The 17,654-nt window shown below is 39.9% G+C and carries 13 protein-coding genes and 1 pseudogene; 8 read left to right on the top strand and 6 right to left on the bottom strand.

Annotation, left to right across the window (positions count from 1 at the left end; genetic code table 11):
- Positions 1–1,291: 1,291 nt before the first annotated feature.
- The 6 genes from ACVWYG_RS11770 to ACVWYG_RS11745 all read right to left on the bottom strand — a co-directional run bounded on the left by ACVWYG_RS11770 (position 1,292) and on the right by ACVWYG_RS11745 (position 10,879).
- The gene (locus ACVWYG_RS11770) at positions 1,292–2,467 is read right to left on the bottom strand and encodes a glycoside hydrolase family 76 protein (protein WP_457270419.1); all 1,176 of its coding nucleotides are present in this window, start codon (positions 2,465–2,467) and stop codon (positions 1,292–1,294) included.
- Between the two features lie 55 nt (positions 2,468–2,522).
- Positions 2,523–3,659, bottom strand: coding sequence for a SusE domain-containing protein (locus ACVWYG_RS11765; protein WP_457270418.1), 1,137 nt, complete (start codon positions 3,657–3,659; stop codon positions 2,523–2,525).
- A gap of 23 nt (positions 3,660–3,682) precedes the next feature.
- Entirely contained in the window at positions 3,683–5,332 is a 1,650-nt protein-coding gene (locus ACVWYG_RS11760; RefSeq protein WP_457270417.1) for a RagB/SusD family nutrient uptake outer membrane protein, read from the bottom strand.
- 24 nt (positions 5,333–5,356) lie between these two features.
- A complete protein-coding gene (locus ACVWYG_RS11755; RefSeq protein ID WP_457270416.1) occupies positions 5,357–8,680 on the bottom strand; it encodes a TonB-dependent receptor in 3,324 nt (1,107 codons plus the stop codon).
- 205 nt (positions 8,681–8,885) lie between these two features.
- On the bottom strand, positions 8,886–10,100 hold the full coding sequence (locus ACVWYG_RS11750; RefSeq protein ID WP_457270415.1) for a FecR family protein: 1,215 nt from the start codon (positions 10,098–10,100) through the stop codon (positions 8,886–8,888).
- A gap of 98 nt (positions 10,101–10,198) precedes the next feature.
- Positions 10,199–10,879 carry an RNA polymerase sigma factor gene (locus ACVWYG_RS11745; protein WP_457270414.1) on the bottom strand — a complete coding sequence of 227 codons (681 nt, stop codon included), beginning with the start codon at positions 10,877–10,879 and terminating at the stop codon, positions 10,199–10,201.
- Positions 10,880–11,290: 411 nt separating this feature from the next.
- Here ACVWYG_RS11745 and ACVWYG_RS11740 point away from each other — a divergent pair, with 411 nt between their 5' ends.
- The 8 genes and pseudogenes from ACVWYG_RS11740 (at position 11,291) to eboE (ending at position 17,652) form a co-directional block, all read left to right on the top strand.
- Positions 11,291–11,485: a hypothetical protein gene (locus ACVWYG_RS11740; RefSeq protein WP_457270413.1), complete on the top strand. Its 195-nt coding sequence runs from the start codon at positions 11,291–11,293 to the stop codon at positions 11,483–11,485.
- An 11-nt stretch (positions 11,486–11,496) separates the two neighbouring features.
- Positions 11,497–11,583 (top strand): annotated as a pseudogene (locus tag ACVWYG_RS11735) (MarR family transcriptional regulator); the annotation flags it as partial.
- Positions 11,584–12,111: 528 nt separating this feature from the next.
- Positions 12,112–12,492 carry a transmembrane 220 family protein gene (locus ACVWYG_RS11730; RefSeq protein ID WP_457270412.1) on the top strand — a complete coding sequence of 127 codons (381 nt, stop codon included), beginning with the start codon at positions 12,112–12,114 and terminating at the stop codon, positions 12,490–12,492.
- A gap of 21 nt (positions 12,493–12,513) precedes the next feature.
- Entirely contained in the window at positions 12,514–13,371 is an 858-nt protein-coding gene (locus ACVWYG_RS11725) for an EboA domain-containing protein (protein ID WP_457270411.1), read from the top strand.
- Between the two features lie 61 nt (positions 13,372–13,432).
- Positions 13,433–14,380 carry a TatD family hydrolase gene (locus ACVWYG_RS11720; RefSeq protein ID WP_457270410.1) on the top strand — a complete coding sequence of 316 codons (948 nt, stop codon included), beginning with the start codon at positions 13,433–13,435 and terminating at the stop codon, positions 14,378–14,380.
- A 7-nt stretch (positions 14,381–14,387) separates the two neighbouring features.
- Positions 14,388–15,272, top strand: a complete 885-nt coding sequence (eboC, locus tag ACVWYG_RS11715) for a UbiA-like protein EboC (RefSeq protein ID WP_457270409.1) — start codon at positions 14,388–14,390, stop codon at positions 15,270–15,272.
- A gap of 27 nt (positions 15,273–15,299) precedes the next feature.
- Positions 15,300–16,466: a 3-dehydroquinate synthase gene (locus ACVWYG_RS11710; RefSeq protein WP_457270408.1), complete on the top strand. Its 1,167-nt coding sequence runs from the start codon at positions 15,300–15,302 to the stop codon at positions 16,464–16,466.
- Between the two features lie 4 nt (positions 16,467–16,470).
- Positions 16,471–17,652: a metabolite traffic protein EboE gene (eboE, locus tag ACVWYG_RS11705; RefSeq protein ID WP_457270407.1), complete on the top strand. Its 1,182-nt coding sequence runs from the start codon at positions 16,471–16,473 to the stop codon at positions 17,650–17,652.
- The last annotated feature ends 2 nt before the right edge of the window (positions 17,653–17,654 follow it).

Genomic DNA, 17,654 nt, shown 5'->3' with positions numbered 1-17,654 from the left:
GTTTTTACGCCTTCTAACTTTCTGTTAATCAAACATATTGCGTGAGCTAGATCATTTGTCCTAGGTGTTCGATGTTCGACTCCGTCAAACTCGGTTTTTTCGGGGAAAAGGGAACTCAAAAAATGGCGTTGCTTTTTTAACGTTGCGTTTTCAAACTCTTTATCCAAATTACAAAACGTTAAAATGATCCTATCAATCAATTTATTGATGTCTAAACGGACTGTTTTCACTTCTGACAGACCCTGTAGTTTTGATTCTAAACGAGCAATTACAGCGTCACATTCCGCTTTTATCGCTTTGTAGTCTGCCGAATCAATGTCTTCATCGAGGAGTAGTCTCCTAGCTTTCGATATTTTTTCGTTTTATTTTGTTAGGTCATTCATCCCTCGCCTTTGAATTGAACTCGTTTTTAGTTCGACTTTTGTACATGGAAGAGATAAATTTTTCCGCCTGTATGAAGGCGATTTCGAACTGTTCAATTTTATTTTGTTTTACAAAACGCAAAGTAATTCAGGTTATCATCTGTGTTGGCCGATAATAGGATTGATATTGAAGAGAGATTAATATTAAAGCTTAATTCAAAGAATTCGTAAATCTCCAAGATTCTACTAGAAATGAGCAAATTGAATGAGATATTCTTGACGTCAACATTTCTGGCCTATGCACTAGCCGGCCTAATGTGTTTTTTATTGGTAAATCATTTTGTAATACAGGTATCCTATTAAGAATAAACTGAGGAAGTTTAAAGAAGGAAATTATAAAATTGGGTGGATCCCTACCGATAACATAAAGTTAAAAACAGATTACTACGTTATTGGCGACAGTGGCAATCTCGCTTGGGCTTTTGCATGCTAGGGGCTTAAGGTTGAAAAAGCAACTAATAGGAGAAAATACGGACATCCCATTAGGATAGTTCGCGACTTTGGTTTTGCTGATATTACAGATGATCTAAAATAATTAAAAACGATTAAGACTCTGCCATATAAAAGCGTATTTCGTACTTAACGAAAATAAATCGTTTGATGGCTGCTCAGCCCAAAGCGAACTAGATTTTTACCGCCTATATGCTAAAGACAATTCGTTTTAATAAGCTTTTTAAATACGATGAAGAGCATGGTTGATGTCGGGAGCTAAAATACAGTTTATCGTCTTAGCGTTGAGTCCATTCCGGCTCTCCCCAAAGCGCGAATACCCAATCTTACACACTCGAAAAATACTCTAAAGCTAAAATAACCCAACGGAAGGGCAAAACAAGAGCCTTGATAATTTCCTAACCATTGGGTTTATTAGGCTACTTTATTTTACCGTCTGCCGTCAACGCGGCTGCGGCTTCTATCATCATCTCTCCGCTTAATTGGGTTGTGAGGTCTGTACTGCTAGCGGGCATTACACCCCAGTTTGAGCTAGTCATCAATGATGGTCTGGCTATTCCTTTTGTGTATAACGTTTGTGCGTTTTTCTGCAGAAAATTAACGTATTTCGTTCTGCTAGCTTCATCAAGATCTGGCACTTCTGCAAGCAGTGTGAGGTAGCGTACAGCAACCCCTTTAAATAGGCCACCATCACCTTGCCCTTCATCCTTAAAAATACCATTGACAGTTAAGTTTGGATCCGCAATCGCATTGTTAGCAGTAACCGTTGCGTCTAGTAAATACGCTGGGTCTTTGGTTACGTTGTACAGCTCCACCGCCGAACCAATAAAAAGGCCTTGGTTATAGGTAAATACCCAGTTGTCCACCTGTCCGTCTTGGTTCCTATTGATGCCATCCAATACTACTCCAGTGTTGGCATTCACCAAATTGGTCTTCATCCAAGCGTACAGTGTTTTGGCTAAAGCAAGGTCTTCTGGTTTGTTTTTCAGCTTATAAAACCTTGCTGCAAGAATGGCCATATTACCGGTGGACGGGATGTTTTTATAATATAATTGTGAGCGTTGCCAAGCAATTCCTCCACCAGCAATATTGTTCGAAGCGCCTTTAATTTCTGTGTAAAGTAACTCAGCAACATTCAAATAATCCGCATCATTGGTAATGTTGTAGTCTCTTAAACTTGCATTGGCCAACCAACCCATGTCGTCATAAAACTGATTTGGATAAGCGTCTCCATTCGCAATTTTAATGCCTATTAATAAGGCTTTCATCCGCTGAGCATAGACGGTGCTTTTGGTGCGCAGATAACCATCCGTTAATACATCTAACACATGTGCATTAGGCCAATAGTTAAAGGTGGTATTGCCGGTGTTGTTCTGAATGAAGTAGTTGCCGTTAACAGATTTAAACGTGCTATAAGTAGCCGCTTGTAGCGAATCCGCCAACAATGCATAATTGTATACAGTTGTTTCTCCCTTGGGATTAGTTGGGGGCGGGGTCATTGCAACATCGCTCTTTTTTGAGCAGGAAGTAAACGCCAACCCAATAAATAATGCCGACAACGTGAAGGTTTGATTCTTAATTAATTTGATTTTCATGTTCGTATTGTATGTAAATTGGGTTGCAGACAATAATCTACAACCCAATTTTGGTTTATTTCAAGATAATCGAATTGGTGTAATTTGGTATGCTAGGACTGTAATTTACGTTAACGCTACCAACTTTGGTATTGAAAGTTGGGTTAACTTTGAAACAATAATCAAATTGAGAATTATCCACCGGATACATGTAATAGTAAGACGCAGGTGTTGTGTTAGATGGATCAGAATTGTCGCGCGAAATACTTCCGTACCATTCAACAGATTCATTTCCGCCGGCATCCATCACCGTAAATTTATATTTGTATCTGCTATCAAGGCCATAAGATTCTTTGGGAATGCTGATGATCGTGTTGTCAATTTCCCATTGACTATTGCCAATGTAAGGCAGCTCGAAGTACACTTTATTGTCGGGTGCATTAAAGAAGCCCACAGATACAATCTGCGTAACAGTTGCAGCAGCATTGCTCAAGTCAATCGAAATTCTATACACTTTTTTGTCGCCACTCATGGTTGTTACTCCATCAGCGACAACAGAGGTATTGCCTTGGATAGAATAGGTCATTGGCGTTCCTGTGATGTTATCCACCAACGTATAGGTTCCTGCCTGTAGGGAGGTGTACAATTCAAAGATGCCGTCGCTAATTTTCTTAAACGGTAGGGCTTTCGACACGTCTGTTCCATGCTCTGTGGCTGTTCCTGTTAGATAAAGTGCTGCCGGAAGCACGGCAAAACCAGCCGGTCTTGTGAGCTGAATGGCATTTGATGCCGAACTCACGATAGCATTATTTGCTTTTGAAGTAATTACTGCCCATTTTAAAGTTCCTGTGCTCAGCGCATTTACACCTGCCAAAGAGGCAACTGTATTGAGAATCTTTTGGGTAATTGTGGCCTGCGTTTGTACACCCTTACCATCCGATAATACTTTGTAGATCGGTTTGCTAAAATCCCCATCTGCTTTGTCGAAGGCAACCTCATACAGCACCAAATCTTGTGTGCTTGTGGCGGTCCATTTAAACTGGATACTCGGCCCGGTGGCAGGAGCAAGCGTAAAACTCGCTGCATTTTCGGGTGCGTTAAGCATACTCACCGGGGCGACATTAGTTGAGAACGCCCGCTCTTGTTTTTTGCAAGAAGTACTCGCAATCATGGCAAAAAGAACCACAAAGCTTAATTTTATATAATTCTTCATTTTCTTTAATTAATGGTTAAAAATTAATAGCCCGGATTTTGAGTTAAATTTTTATCAAGGTTAACATCATTTGCAGGTATCGCCCATAAATAGTCCCTAGCAGGATTAAATTGTCTTTTTTGTGCCCTGATGTAGCCATTATCTGTGGTTAAATCTCCAGAGTATCTGGCGCCGTGTGCATAGCCATTCATTACGTTTTCTGCTATTTTCCATCGTCTAATGTCATCCGCACGCAGTCCTTCGAATGCTAGTTCTACTCTTCTTTCTCGTCTGATGATTGTGGTCATGTCTCCACTTGTTGGATAGTTTAATGCACCAGGATCCGTGAAACCAGCTCTAGCACGGAGGGCACCTACAGTTTGGTTCCACACGGCTGCATTCATTTGACCCAAACTATTTTTTGCTTCTGCATAATCAAGCAATATTTCGGCATATCTAAATAAATGCAGATTTAAGCCCGATTGATAGCTGGCCAATGCGTTAGGGTCAAAGTATTTTCTCCAATAGTAGCCTGTTGGTGAGGAGCTTTGTCTGTCTCCAACAAATTCATCTGGACCGTTGGGATTGGCAGGAGAATCAGAAGGATCGCTACCTGGTTTAATGTAAATGGTTTTGCTTACGCCGTTCACGCCTCCGCCGTTATCCCATTTATAGCCATTGTAAACAACTGTTGCCGTAAGCCTTGGATCGCGGTTAACATAAGGGTTGTTTTCATCGTAACCAGATCCAGCATCGGTAATTGCTTTCCCATTAAGCATTGTATAACTATCCACAAGTTCTTGTGTTGGCGAGTTCGCAATGACACGTCCGCCAACGGATAGTGGTGCAAAATCGAAAAAGTCGGACCAAGTGTATGTTGTTGGCACGTATTGCAAAGAAAGTATGGTTTCATTATTGGTCTTATTTATGACCTTATCGCTAAACAAATCGGTATAGTTGGCATTTAAGGAATAGTTTCCATTTACACCCTGATTGTTCATCAGCTTTTCGCAAACGGCCACAACGTCGCTCATACGGTCGCCCTGGTACAATAATACCCTAGCTTCAAGCGCCAATGCCGCTCCTTTGGTAATCCTCCCGTTCTCGCTTGCCGGAAGCTGATCTTTGGAAGGTAAATCTGCTATTGCCGCATCCAATTCGGTAATAATAAAATTTACAACGTCTGCTTTGGGCGTACGTGCAATTTCTTTTGCCTCATTCGGAGTAATATTGGTGGTTACCAAGGGCACATCTCCATACCATTTCGTTAAGTTGAAATGGGCGAACGCACGTAGGAAACGTGTTTCGGCAATCATTCTATTTAATACCTCTTTTGGAAGCGTGGTATTTTGATTGACAAAAGTTAAAAATTCGTTACATGATTTTATGTCAGAATAATAGCCTGACCAATCTCCGGCAAATTTAGAGGTTGACGCGGTGGCGTTTCCACCCGCTATAATCGCCGGATCTCCTGCGCGAGAATAAGCATTATCAGACAATGCCTCATTATTGAAATACAACGCATCGTTATAAATCAAATGATAGTTGTTGTATAAAGCATTGTATACGTTTGCGTCAACTTTCCAAAATGTTACGTCAGAAAACTTATCTGTCGGAACAATATCCAGTTTTTTACACCCTGCAGCTGCAGTGGTTAGTAAAACTGCAATGAAGAGCTTTTTAAAAAGGTTCATAATTATAAAATTAAAATGTTTTTATTAAAATGTTAAATCAAATCCTACTCCGTAGAACGCGGAAAGCAGATAGCTGCGTGGGCTATTTGAACTTGATGTTACCGCTACATTACTGCCAAATTCTGAGGTTTCAGGATCGGCAAACTTCAATTTGGTAAGTGTAAAAAGGTTTTGCCCAATTAGGGAAATCCTTGCTTTACCGATGCCTAATTTGCTAAGGGTGTTGTTGGATAGGGAATACCCTATGTTTACATTTTTTAACCTTGCATAAGCAGCGTTATATTTAAATAGGTCTGAGCCAGTTTGCCAGTTGTTTACATTCGATGGACCAGAAGTAGCTAAGCGCGGATAGATGGCATTCGTATTTTCTGGAGTCCAGAAATCGGTTTGATGATCAAAAAGTGTGGCACCATATCCACCCTGGAAAGGTTCAACCAATTCACCTCTTAAAAACTCCTCTCGTTTGCCAACGCCTTGCACAAAAATCATTGCATCGAAACCGCCTACGGCAATTCTGTAGGTAAAACCAAAGGTGTAACGAGGAAAAGGATTTCCCAATTCTGTTTTGTCTTTAGCATCAATAACGCCATCATTGTTTAGGTCTTTAAATTTTAAGTCGCCAGGACTTACCGCAATGCCAGCAATTTTAGGGGAAGCATCGATGTCTGCTTGGCTTTGGTATAAGCCATTTGTTTCATAACCGTAATATTCTGTAATCGGCTGCCCTACTTTCCTAATCAACCCGTACACATCCGGCTGCGTGATTTGCTGAGTAGTAGTTCCGGTTAACTTCAGCAGTGTATTTTGATTGTCTGCGATGTTAATGCCAAAGCTTTGTGAAACTTTTGTTCCTCTCAAATTATAGTTCAATTGTGCTTCCCATCCGGCATCCCTCACTTCAGCAACATTCGCATCTGCTAGGCCGGCGCCAAATATGGATGGCACATCTTGGGGAGCTTGAAGAATATTTCGGGTTACTTTGTTGAAATAATCAAATGATCCAGAAAGTTGATTGTTAAAAAGACTAAAGTCGACACCCGCATTAAGGGTTGCCGCACTTTCCCATGTTAAATCAGGATTAGATTGCAACGTTCCTGCACCGCCTACTAGCGTATTGTTAAAACCATAGGCGGCAGTGTAATTAAAATAGGTGGTTTGGTACTGAAAGCTACTCACATTTTGATTGCCCAGTACTCCATAAGAGGCTCGAAGCTTAAGCTTGTTTAGTGTGTTGCTTAAAGGCTTCATAAAATCCTCATCGCTAACTAGCCAACCAGCAGTAACAGAAGGGAAAAAACTTGCTCTTTTATTAGGCGCAAACTTGGATGAGGCATCTTCACGAAATACAAAATCCAGAAAATATTTGTGCACGTAATTGTAGTTTACCCGGCCAAATATAGAAAGTAGGCTATTGGCATCAACTCCTATACTATTGTTTGAATTAGTAGGGCTAACGGTAGTACCAGTTGTCGGGGTTCCCAAAGTAGGGTCGGTTAGGCTTTTGGATAGACTAAAACCGCGGCCGCTGTAGCTTTCGCTAGAAACCCCAAGTGTACCGCTAATGGAATGTTTGCCAAAAATTTTATCGTAACCTAAATATACCTGAGTGTTGAATAGGTTGCTTTTAGAATTTCCGTCGTTAACGGTAAGGTCATTATTGGCAGATGTGCCGACTGGTAAAAAACCAACCCGCTTATCTTGATAAAAATTCCCGTTGTTGCTAAGTGTACCTCCAAAAACACCAGTTAACTTTAGGTCTTTCGTAATGGAATAAGTTCCATTCAGATTACCAAATATCTCATCGTTGTCGCTTTGGTTAAATCCTCCTTCTTTCAATAAACCGAGCACATTTTGTTGTGACGAAACCGGATTGGTCAGGTAATTTCCATCAGCGTCCTGAAAGTTATAATTGGAAGGCACCCGATTGGCATCGGCGATGCTGAAGCCTTGATTAGCTGCCGAGGTTTTATTGCGGCTTTTGGTGTAATTTAATATGGCATTAAACTTAAATTTCCCAACGATGGTGGTTTGATTTAACCGCAAATTGTACTTTTGATATCCATATTTATCGCCAGAACCACCGTTCCCAACAAAGCTGTTCATCTGGTTCTGATAGCCGCCAGAAATGAAGTATGAACTTGACTCGCCACCACCGCTAATGTTAACGCTGTGCGATTGCAATGGCGCATTATAGACGAGGTTATTTAAATCCCATGTTCCGCGACCTTCATTTTTTAACTCCTGAATTTGTTCTGGCGTGTAAGCTGGTGCCAAGCCCGAATTTACCAGAGCAACATTCTTATCATATGCATTATCTGCCGCATCTATTTTATGCACCATTACATCTGGAACCTGTAGACCGTAGCTGCCGTTATAACTGACAGCCGCTTTTTGATTTAATTTTCCACTTTTTGTGGTAATCAGTATGACGCCGTTGGCTGCACGCGAACCATAAATGGCCGCAGAACCAGCGTCTTTAAGTACGGTTGCAGATTCAATATCGTTAGGGTTTAGGGTATTTAAGCTTCCCGTGCCCTGAGTCACAATTCCATCAATTACCACCAATGGGTCGTTGTTTCCTGTTGTTCCAATACCACGAATGTTAACGGTAGGAGTGGCGCCAGGATCTAGCGAGTTTTGTTGAATAATTAAGTTTGGAGACTCTCCTTGCAAGGCCTGAAAGGTATTTAATACAGGCTTAGAATTAATGTCTTTTGCGCCAACGGTGTTTACCGCGCCATTTATATTTGCCCTATTTTGGGTGCCATATCCCACCACAACTACTTCATTAAGTTTATTGTCTGATGGTTTTAGCTGGACATTAATTGTTGAATTGCCCGTTACAGGAACATCTTGGTCGGCATAACCTAGAAAACTAAAGGTTAACATGGCGCCATTATCAGCAACAGAAATCGTGTATCTGCCTTTTCCGTCTGTACTCACTGCATTTTTTGTGCCTTTTTCTCTAACGGTTGCACCCAATAGTGGGCTGCCGGTTTCATCATTTACTACGCCTGAAATACCTTTGTTAACCATTTGCTTAGTGGTACTGGCAGATTTTTTAGTAATTAAAATTGTCGTGTTTTCAATACTAAACGACAATGGCTGATTTTTGAAACAGTCTGTAAGTGCCTCTTTTAAATCAGTGTTTTTAACATCTAGTGTAATGAGTTTTGATGTTTTGAGGTCTTCGGAATTATACAAAAAGTCATAGCTGGTTTGAGCTTGAATTTCTTCAAAAACTGCTTTCATGGTAGCATCCTTAACCTTGATCGTGACTTTTTGCGCGAAAGTCGCCGCCGAGACATGTAGGAAAGTTGCAGTCAGTAAAAAAAGGGTTAATTTCATGACAAGCAGTGTTTTTTGAACGCAATAGGGCTTCGTATTGCGTTTGAAATGTGTTAAAATTTTATACATTTGAATGTTAGGTTGATTAATTGTGTTAAGCTGCAATTATTTTTATAATCTGACGTTAGCCTCGGCTATTGCCAGGGGCGTTGGCGCGCTCCTGGTTAATTTTATCAGACAATTGTTTAGTGAGTCGTTTACTAGGTCACTTCATTACAATTATCCTCCTTCCTTCGATGGTAAATCGTACTTTTCCTATTTTTTGTAAGTACTGAAGTAGTTCTGTTATGCTTTTTGACCGATAAAATGTGCCCCCGAATTTTTGGTTGCTCACATCGCTGCGGTAAACTACCGTTACGTCATACCAACGAGCTATTTTTTTCATAACTCCACTGACATCATTGTCATCAAAAACGAAATAGCCGTTTTTCCAGGCTACTGCATCTTCAATATTTGCATGCGAAACCACTATTTGGTCTGAAGTTTTGTTTGTTACGGCCTTTTGTCCTGGCTTAATGACAGATTGTTTATTGTACTTCGTCACCTGCACCGAGCCCTCAATCAACGTAGTTGTCGTTTCATCGTCGTCATCATAAGCAGTGATGTTAAAATGCGTGCCGAGTACCCGTATTTGGGTATCATGCACATTTACATAAAAAGGAATGTCTTTATTTTTAGCTACCTCAAAGTAAGCCTCTCCTGTAAGCTTTACGCGGCGCTCTTTCTTGGTAAAAGCCGTAGGATAGGTAATGGAAGAGGCGGAGTTTAACCAAACCTTAGTGCCGTCTGGCAAAACCAACTGGTATTCTCCACCTTTTGGGGTGGAGAGGGTATTATAAACCAAATCTTTGGCATCGGCGAAGTTCTTAAGGTTGTTGTAGATAATTTCGCCGGTATTTGTTTTTACAATATTACCAGCATTCGTTTTTGCTAATACGCCCCTCGCCACCTCGTTAAGTGCGATCGAGTGTCCGTTGGTCATTGTTAAAATTGCCTTTCTACTGCCAGGAAGAATGACTTCTTTTTTCTTCTTGATCGCCAACAAAACGTCACCTTTATCAGTAAAAATTTTTTCGCGCTGCAGAAAAAGTAAACTACTTGTTAAGAGCAACATTGCGGCTGCTGCTATCTTTACCCAGTTGCGTTGATAGAATTTTGGAGTTGTTTGTAGCGAAACGACGTTAACAGTTAGAGCGCGTTCAAAACGTGGGTCGACCTTTATTTTGTTCAAAAGATCTGATGATTGCATTTCACCAAATTCAGGACCCTCACTTAAATTAAATGAGCTTAATTCAATGAGTGAATCAATTTTATCGTCATCTATTTTCTTAAAATAGCTTAACAATTCTACACAATCCTCACGGCCTATGGTATTGTTTAAATACTGGTGCAATAAGCGTTGAAACTTTAGCTCATTCATTTTTACATTGGTTAAAACTTGCCTCGGGAAAGCATGTTGTTAATAGAACACCAGAAGGAGAGGGGTACAACTAGTTAAATTAGAAAAAAATATTTTTTCTAATCTTCAAAGTAAATCAAATGATTACTTGCAACGCGTTGAATTCGTGATTTAAAAAATATTGCGTTAACCGTCGAAAACTTGGAAAGAGCGCATTTACTGGCCGCAGACAATACTAAAAAGAGAACTATAAGCCCGGCATACTTTAATTGGGCTTTTATTGTTTTTAAGGCTTCGCCAATGTGGTTGTTTACGGTATAGGGGGAAATGTGAAGTTGCGCTGCAATTTCTTTATGAGACAATCCCTCCTTACGACTTAAGGTATATGCAAGCTTTTGTTGACGGGGTAAAGTTGCTATTACTTGATCGGCACAGCGTTCGAGATCGTGCAAAAGGACATTTTCTTCCGTGTTGTTGTTCATTTCGACAACGGTATGAATTAGCTTTTCGGTAAGATGATGTGATTTCGAGATTTGTCTTAAAGCATTCAGAGATAGGCGTTTTGTAATTACGAATAAATACAACCACAAATTACCTGCAGTATCGAGCTTGTCTGCGTTTAACCAAAATTTAATAAATACTTCCTGAACAATCTCTTCACTTGGAGCCCTTTCTTTTAAAAACTTGAAGGCAAGCCTGTACACTTTTTTAGCATACAAATCATACACTTTGCTAAAGGCAGCTTCTTCGCCTGCAATCAATTGTTGAATACATGTACTATCGACAAAATCTTTATTCACTCTTATTAAGTCAGTATAATTGGAGCGTTAAATTTAACAAGCTATTTGGCTTAAGAACAAATGTAATAAACATTTTGCGATCAAACATGAAAAATTGATGAGCTTGACAGTTTTGTGAATTGGCACAATTAAAATCAATTTATTCTTTAAGATACTCGTTGTAAAAGTCTATTTATCAATCAAAGCGCAAGAATTATTAAAGAAAAATAGACACTACGGTTAACCTAATTAGTAGTGTTTTGCTAGCGAGACGGCAAAGGAATTGGGATTTTATGGTAAAACTAGGTAGAGTCACTTGTGGGCATCAACACGGTTGGCAGCGAACCCAATAAAGGAACTGTATTTACGATAGATTTGGAGCATCGATCGTAAAACGGGGGTGACAACGCAAAATGTATTTAATTGTCTAACGTGACCAAGTTTATATTCTATATCGATCATGGCAATTTAAAACTTGCTCCCGGGTTTTCGACAAAAGACGCCATTCGTGCAATTATATTTTGGTATGATACCGATATAGAACCCATCCACTCGTCAAGTCTGTTTTGTTCTCATGGTGTTGAGAAAAGCATCTCAGTTAAGGAAAAGCAGTACTGTAAGTTGTAGAGCGCAATGCTGGAATTAGGACTAGCGAGATCGCTAAAAAGTTAGGGATGTCCAATTCCACAGTGAAGAGAATGCTTGACAAACTGATCATACTATAATCTGTTATAATTTATCGGTTCTTATTGGATCATATCGGCTCACGCGATAAGAAAACTCAAAATAGCAAACTAATGCTGGCTTTTGAAGACTTATGAAATTAAACAACTGTTAAACTAGGAGGAAGTGGATTAAACAAATCATCCTCCAAGCCGGAAGCCATTATTAGGTCAGGTCGAAAACTTTGGATTCCTGTATCGTGGGAACCACAGATAATATGATAGCGCTCCCAATAAAATGTCAGCACTATTTTTTACTATCTTAGGCGAAACTGCTCTTTATTATGTTGGGTAATTTTGTCCTTTCTGTAAAATAATCACAAAAGCATTTTACTGTTTAGCAAGACAATCAGAAAAAACTACAATGTTAAGTTGCTTATCAACATTTTATAATCAGCGCTTAGTTGTCTATTATTAGCCGGGGAAAGTATTTCTAAATAGAATTTACAATCTTTACTGCAAATTGGGGGCTGAATTAAATAACTTTGTGAGAAGAAAAACGATTTAGCATAAATTTAAAAACCATTTGGAATGATCTTAATGATATTGAACGTTATTTTTTGCATTTCCTTCATCGGCTTTGCCTATGTAAACCTTAATGATAAAGACTCATGGCTGTGGGTGCCAATTTATATCCTTGGGGCAGTTTGTTGCGGTTTAGCTGCTGCAGATTTGTTTTACCCTTACGTTTACTTGGCTTTGATGGCCCTTTACCTGATTTATGCAACGAAAATTTTCTTCGCCAAAGATGGGGTTCGAGATTGGGTTACGAAATATAATAAACCAAGCTTGGTAGAAAGCATGCAGGCTACAAAACCGTATATAGAGCAAACGAGAGAGTTTTTTGGTCTATTGATAGTGGTCGGTGCCTTGCTTTTAAATTATCTAGTTTCGTCAGGTATTTTTGCATAACGATAATAACTCCCGTTTTTTATGGCGATAAGTGATAATTTTGAAGATAAAAGCAAACTTCTTCTAACCATTTTAAAGAATAATCTAGATGACAATGCATTGGCATGGTTAGAGCAAGTAGCGCAACCTGCTGGATTAGGGAAACTAGGGCAGGCGTTTGTAATGCTCCCGCGTAAAACAGGTAAAAGCGCTTTAAAAATCAGCAATCAGGAACAGGAGATGCTGCGGCAAATTGGTCTAGCTTACCTCAGCACTTGGACAGTTGATCATTTGGCGAGGGTTTGGTTATTGAGAACACACAGTTTTGCAGATACCGAAAAATCGCATCCGATCATTGAAAGTTTGTTTTTATCTGCCGAAATGAATGAAGCCGTAGCATTATATTCTTCACTTCCTTTTTTAGCTAAGCCTAAAACTTGGATTGCGCGCTGCGCCGAAGGAATAAGAAGCAATATTGGGTCGGTATTAGAAGCGATTATGGAGCACAATCCGTATCCTGCAGAAAATCTTGATGAAGCGGCGTGGAACCAGTTGATATTGAAAGCCTTTTTTACAGAAAAAAATATAGCCAAAATCCATCGAATTGATGAACGTGCAAACGAGCATTTAGCACTTACTCTTAGCGATTATGCTAGAGAGCGTTATGCTGCCGGAAGAGAAGTAAACCCTCAACTTTGGAGAGTGATTGGTGTCTTCATCAATGATAAAATTTTTGAAGCGATTAAAATTGGTTTAGCAAATCCCGATGCTAGAGAACATAAAGCCATTGCGCTTGCCATTTCGATGTCTGATTATGAGCCTGCAAAGCGATATATCAGTCAAATTCCCGAACTTAAGGCCATAATCGATGGCCAAGCTTTGAGCTGGGATAGTATTTAATTAAAAATAAATTAAGTAGAAAATGTGTTGCAGTAATTCAATTGAAAGAGATAGAACGACGATGGGCGAACCCGAAGCGTTTGATATGAGTGTAGTAAAAGGGATGAAATTTTTTGATCCTCATGTGCACATGATTTCAAGAACAACAGATGATTATCAGGCAATGGCGGATGCTGGGGTTGTAGCGCTTATCGAACCTGCTTTTTGGTTAGGTCAGCCACGTACAGGATTAGATAGTTTTAGAGATTATTACAGCAGCCTTATTGGCTGGGAGCGATTTCGTTCGTCGCAATTTGGCATTAAACATTATTGTACCATTGGCTTAAATTCTCGTGAGGCCAATAATGAACCCCTTGCAGAACAGGTAATGGAAATTCTGCCGTTGTTTATCTATAAAGAAGGCGTTGTTGGCATTGGTGAGATCGGCTTCGATGATCAAACCCCTGCAGAAGAGAAATACTACCGCTTGCAATTAGAACTTGCAAAAGAAGCTGGTTTGCCCGTTCAAATTCACACGCCACATCGCGATAAGAAAAAAGGCACGCAACGGAGTATGGATATTGCTTTGGAGCATGGGTTAGACCCGTATAAAATCATCATCGATCATAACAATGAGGAAACCGTAAAAGAAGTTTTAGACCGAGGTTTCTTTGCTGCTTTTACCATTTATCCATTTACCAAAATGGGAAATGAAAGAATGGTGGAAGTGGTTAAACAATATGGCGCAGAGCGAATTATGGTTAATTCTGCCGCAGATTGGGGAATTAGTGATCCATTAGCTGTACCTAAAACTGCGGCTTTAATGAAATTGAAAGGCATCAGTGACGCCGATATCGAATTGGTAACTTATCGCAATGCAATAACAGCTTTTGGCCAAAGCGGACAGATTGACGAGGCAGATTTTAATGGATCGGGTAAGATAGATTTAACAGAAAAATTTGAAGGCAATACTGTACTAAGAGGCGGGCAGCAACCACGCATAGATAAATCTTCTATCATCATCAGTTAATAAAGAATTGGGAAAATTAGTCGATTATTTGCGCATTATGCGCCCTGCAAATATGGTAACCGCTGTTGCTGATATTCTTGCAGGTATAGCAATTTCTGGCGTGTTGCTCAGTAGTATTGATACGCCATGGGCTGCTATTTTAGCCCTTTGTTTTTCAACAGCCTGTTTATATGCTGGTGGGATTGTCTTTAACGATGTTTTTGATGCAGAATTAGATAGAGTCGAGCGGCCTGAACGCGCCATTCCAAGTGGCATCATTAGTTTAAAAAACGCGGCTATACTCGGCTGCGCCCTACTTGGATCTGGAATTGTGCTTGCTTCTCTAACAAATTTAACGGCTGGTTTATTGGCTTTTGGAGTAAGTTGTTTTGCGTTAATATATAATAAGATTGGCAAGCATCATCCGTTTTTTGGACCGCTTAGCATGGGTATTTGTCGTGGGTTGAATCTGTTGCTTGGCTTAAGTATTGTGCCAGAGATGCTGCAACAGCATTATTTTGTTGCAATAATTCCGGTGATTTATATTTTTTCAATCACCATGACAAGTCGTGGAGAAGTACACGGTGGCAATACAAAAAACCTTTACCTCGCCGCAATTTTGTATGCGTTGGTAATTGGCGCAATTGCCACTTTTGCCTTCCTAAACGATCGCTTGGTATGGTCGTTACTTTTTCTATTGCCGTTTGCTTGGATGATTTTTAGTCCACTGGTTAAAGCCATCAAAACTCCGATAGGTAAAAATATCGGTGCTGCGGTAAAAGCCGGCGTTATTTCGCTCATTTTAATGGATGCGGCTTGGGCTGTAACGTTTGATGCGCTAGCACTTGCCTTTATTATTGCGGCATTATTGCCCTTATCTATGTGGCTCTCAAAATTATTTGCAGTCACCTAATTTTATCAATGAGATTATCCTATTTATATGGAACCTTTACAACAATCCTTCACAGTAAAATATAACTTTAACGTTTTTTTTACCTCGGCACTTTTCTTAACGGAAAATGATTTGCTTAGCAATTTTCTCAATGGATTAAATCCCGCGAAGACGGTAAAAAAGATCTTCTTTATTATTGATGAAGGTGTGGCAGATGCGCACCCAAACTTGAAGAAGCAGATTAAAACCTACTTCTCTAAGTACAATCAAACTCAGTTGATTCAGGATATTTTGATTATCCCGGGAGGAGAAAAGGTAAAGAATGAGACTGAATATTTTGATGCCGTGTTGGAGGCTGTAAATAAATATGGCATCGATCGGCATTCTTATATTGCGGCCATTGGCGGCGGCGCGTTATTAGATATGGTGGGTTATGCAGCCAATGTGGCGCACCGAGGAATTAAACACATCCGCATCCCTACAACAGTTTTGTCTCAAAACGATTCTGGGATTGGAGTAAAAAACGGCATAAATTATTTTAACAAGAAAAATTTCTTAGGCACATTTTCGCCGCCGGTTGCCGTCTTTAATGACGAATTATTTTTGAAATCTTTATCAGATCGTGACTGGCGGTCGGGCATTGCAGAAGCGATAAAAGTGGCGCTGATTAAAGACCTCGAGTTTTTCGAATGGTTGGAAGCAAATGCGCAGTCGATGGTAGAACGGAATATGGAGGTGATGAACTATCAAATCTGGAAATGTGCGAAGTTGCATATGGAGCACATCAGAAGTGGCGATCCATTTGAAAGTGGATCTTCACGTCCGCTAGATTTTGGCCATTGGAGTGCACATAAGTTAGAATATTTAAGCAATTTCGAGGTTAGACATGGAGAAGCGGTTGCCATGGGAATTGCCTTAGATACCGTTTATTCTAACCTTTCGGGAAGATTAAGTTTGGCAGATAGCCAACGGGTTTTAAAACTTCTTCAAGTGCTTGGTTTCGATTTAACTCATCCTTTATTACAAGTAAAAGAAGGCGACAGTCCGATTTTAGCCGGGCTAGAAGAATTTCGAGAACACTTAGGTGGCGAATTGACCATTACCTTACTAACGGGATTAGGCACCGCTGAAGAAGTGCATGAAATGGACACAGAAATTTTAAAGCAAGCGGCAGAAATTTTGAATCAGCAGGCAAAACTTCAAACAATAAATTAACAGAATGAAAATAAACTCAGGACATTTAACATTCTGTACAAATATTTATGCCGGCGAAAGTTGGGCGGAACATTTCGGCGTTTTAAAAGACAGTTTTCCAATTCTAAAAGCACAAACATCTCCCGACGAACCAATGGGAATTGGGTTGAGACTTTCAAATTTGGCGAGCACGGAGCTTATTAAAGAAGATGCGATCGAAGCTTTTAAGAAATGGCTAATCGAGGTTGATGGATATGTTTTTACCATGAATGGTTTTCCCTACGGCGGCTTTCATCATACAAAAGTTAAAGATCAGGTGCATGCACCAGATTGGACAACCACCGAACGGCTTGATTATACGATTCGTCTTTTTAATATTCTTGCTGAGTTGTTGCCTGCCGGAATGGACGGCGGAGTTTCTACTTCTCCATTAAGTTATAAGCCTTGGTTTACAGATTCGGATGAGCGAAACAAAGCAACAATTACGGCAACCGCGAATGTTTTAAAAGTTGCGGAAGCGCTCAATAAGATAAAGGAACGAACCGGCAAAAGACTTCATTTAGATATAGAGCCAGAGCCAGATGGCTTTTTAGAATCGGGCATTGAGTTTATAGGTTGGTACGAAAATGTTTTGCTTGCTGAAGGAAGATCTCATTTGGGCGAAAGTATAATTAAGCAGCACATTTGCTTATGTTATGATGTTTGCCACTTTGCCATCGGCTATGAACCTCATACCGAAATTATTGCCGAATTAAAAGTAAAGGGAATTTTAGTTGGAAAAATTCAAATCAGCGCTGCTTTAAAAGGAATATTACCAGAATCTACTGTTGAAAGAAATGCAGTAATAGAAGAACTTGCTCGTTTTGATGAACCCACTTATCTGCATCAGGTGATTGCAAAGCAAAACGATGGTAGTCTGCTTCGTTATCCGGATCTTTCAAATGCTTTAGCAGCTAAAGAAAATACAAATGCTACAGAATGGAGGGCACATTTCCATGTTCCCATTTTTGTGGAGGAAATGGGGCTGATTCAATCTACCCAATCAGATATAAAGCTGGTATTAGACGCGTATAAAGAAAACACTTTTACGGCTCATTTGGAGGTAGAAACCTATACGTGGGAAGTTCTTCCGGCATCACTAAAAGCTCCCCTAAATGATTCGATTGTTAGGGAATTAAATTGGGTAAAAGACCTATTGAAAACTTAAAT

This window comes from Pedobacter sp. UYEF25 (assembly GCF_054061655.1).
This window is presented reverse-complemented; position numbering and strand designations above follow the sequence as displayed.

What these genes read in the sequence shown, in the direction of transcription:
- ACVWYG_RS11770 (WP_457270419.1), bottom strand. Translation starts at nt 2,467, where the DNA reads ATGAAAATCAAATTAATTAAGAATCAAACCTTCACGTTGTCGGCATTA.
- ACVWYG_RS11765 (WP_457270418.1), bottom strand. Translation starts at nt 3,659, where the DNA reads ATGAAGAATTATATAAAATTAAGCTTTGTGGTTCTTTTTGCCATGATT.
- ACVWYG_RS11760 (WP_457270417.1), bottom strand. Translation starts at nt 5,332, where the DNA reads ATGAACCTTTTTAAAAAGCTCTTCATTGCAGTTTTACTAACCACTGCA.
- ACVWYG_RS11755 (WP_457270416.1), bottom strand. Translation starts at nt 8,680, where the DNA reads ATGAAATTAACCCTTTTTTTACTGACTGCAACTTTCCTACATGTCTCG.
- ACVWYG_RS11750 (WP_457270415.1), bottom strand. Translation starts at nt 10,100, where the DNA reads ATGAATGAGCTAAAGTTTCAACGCTTATTGCACCAGTATTTAAACAAT.
- ACVWYG_RS11730 (WP_457270412.1), top strand. Translation starts at nt 12,112, where the DNA reads ATGATCTTAATGATATTGAACGTTATTTTTTGCATTTCCTTCATCGGC.
- ACVWYG_RS11725 (WP_457270411.1), top strand. Translation starts at nt 12,514, where the DNA reads ATGGCGATAAGTGATAATTTTGAAGATAAAAGCAAACTTCTTCTAACC.
- ACVWYG_RS11720 (WP_457270410.1), top strand. Translation starts at nt 13,433, where the DNA reads ATGGGCGAACCCGAAGCGTTTGATATGAGTGTAGTAAAAGGGATGAAA.
- ACVWYG_RS11710 (WP_457270408.1), top strand. Translation starts at nt 15,300, where the DNA reads ATGGAACCTTTACAACAATCCTTCACAGTAAAATATAACTTTAACGTT.
- eboE (WP_457270407.1), top strand. Translation starts at nt 16,471, where the DNA reads ATGAAAATAAACTCAGGACATTTAACATTCTGTACAAATATTTATGCC.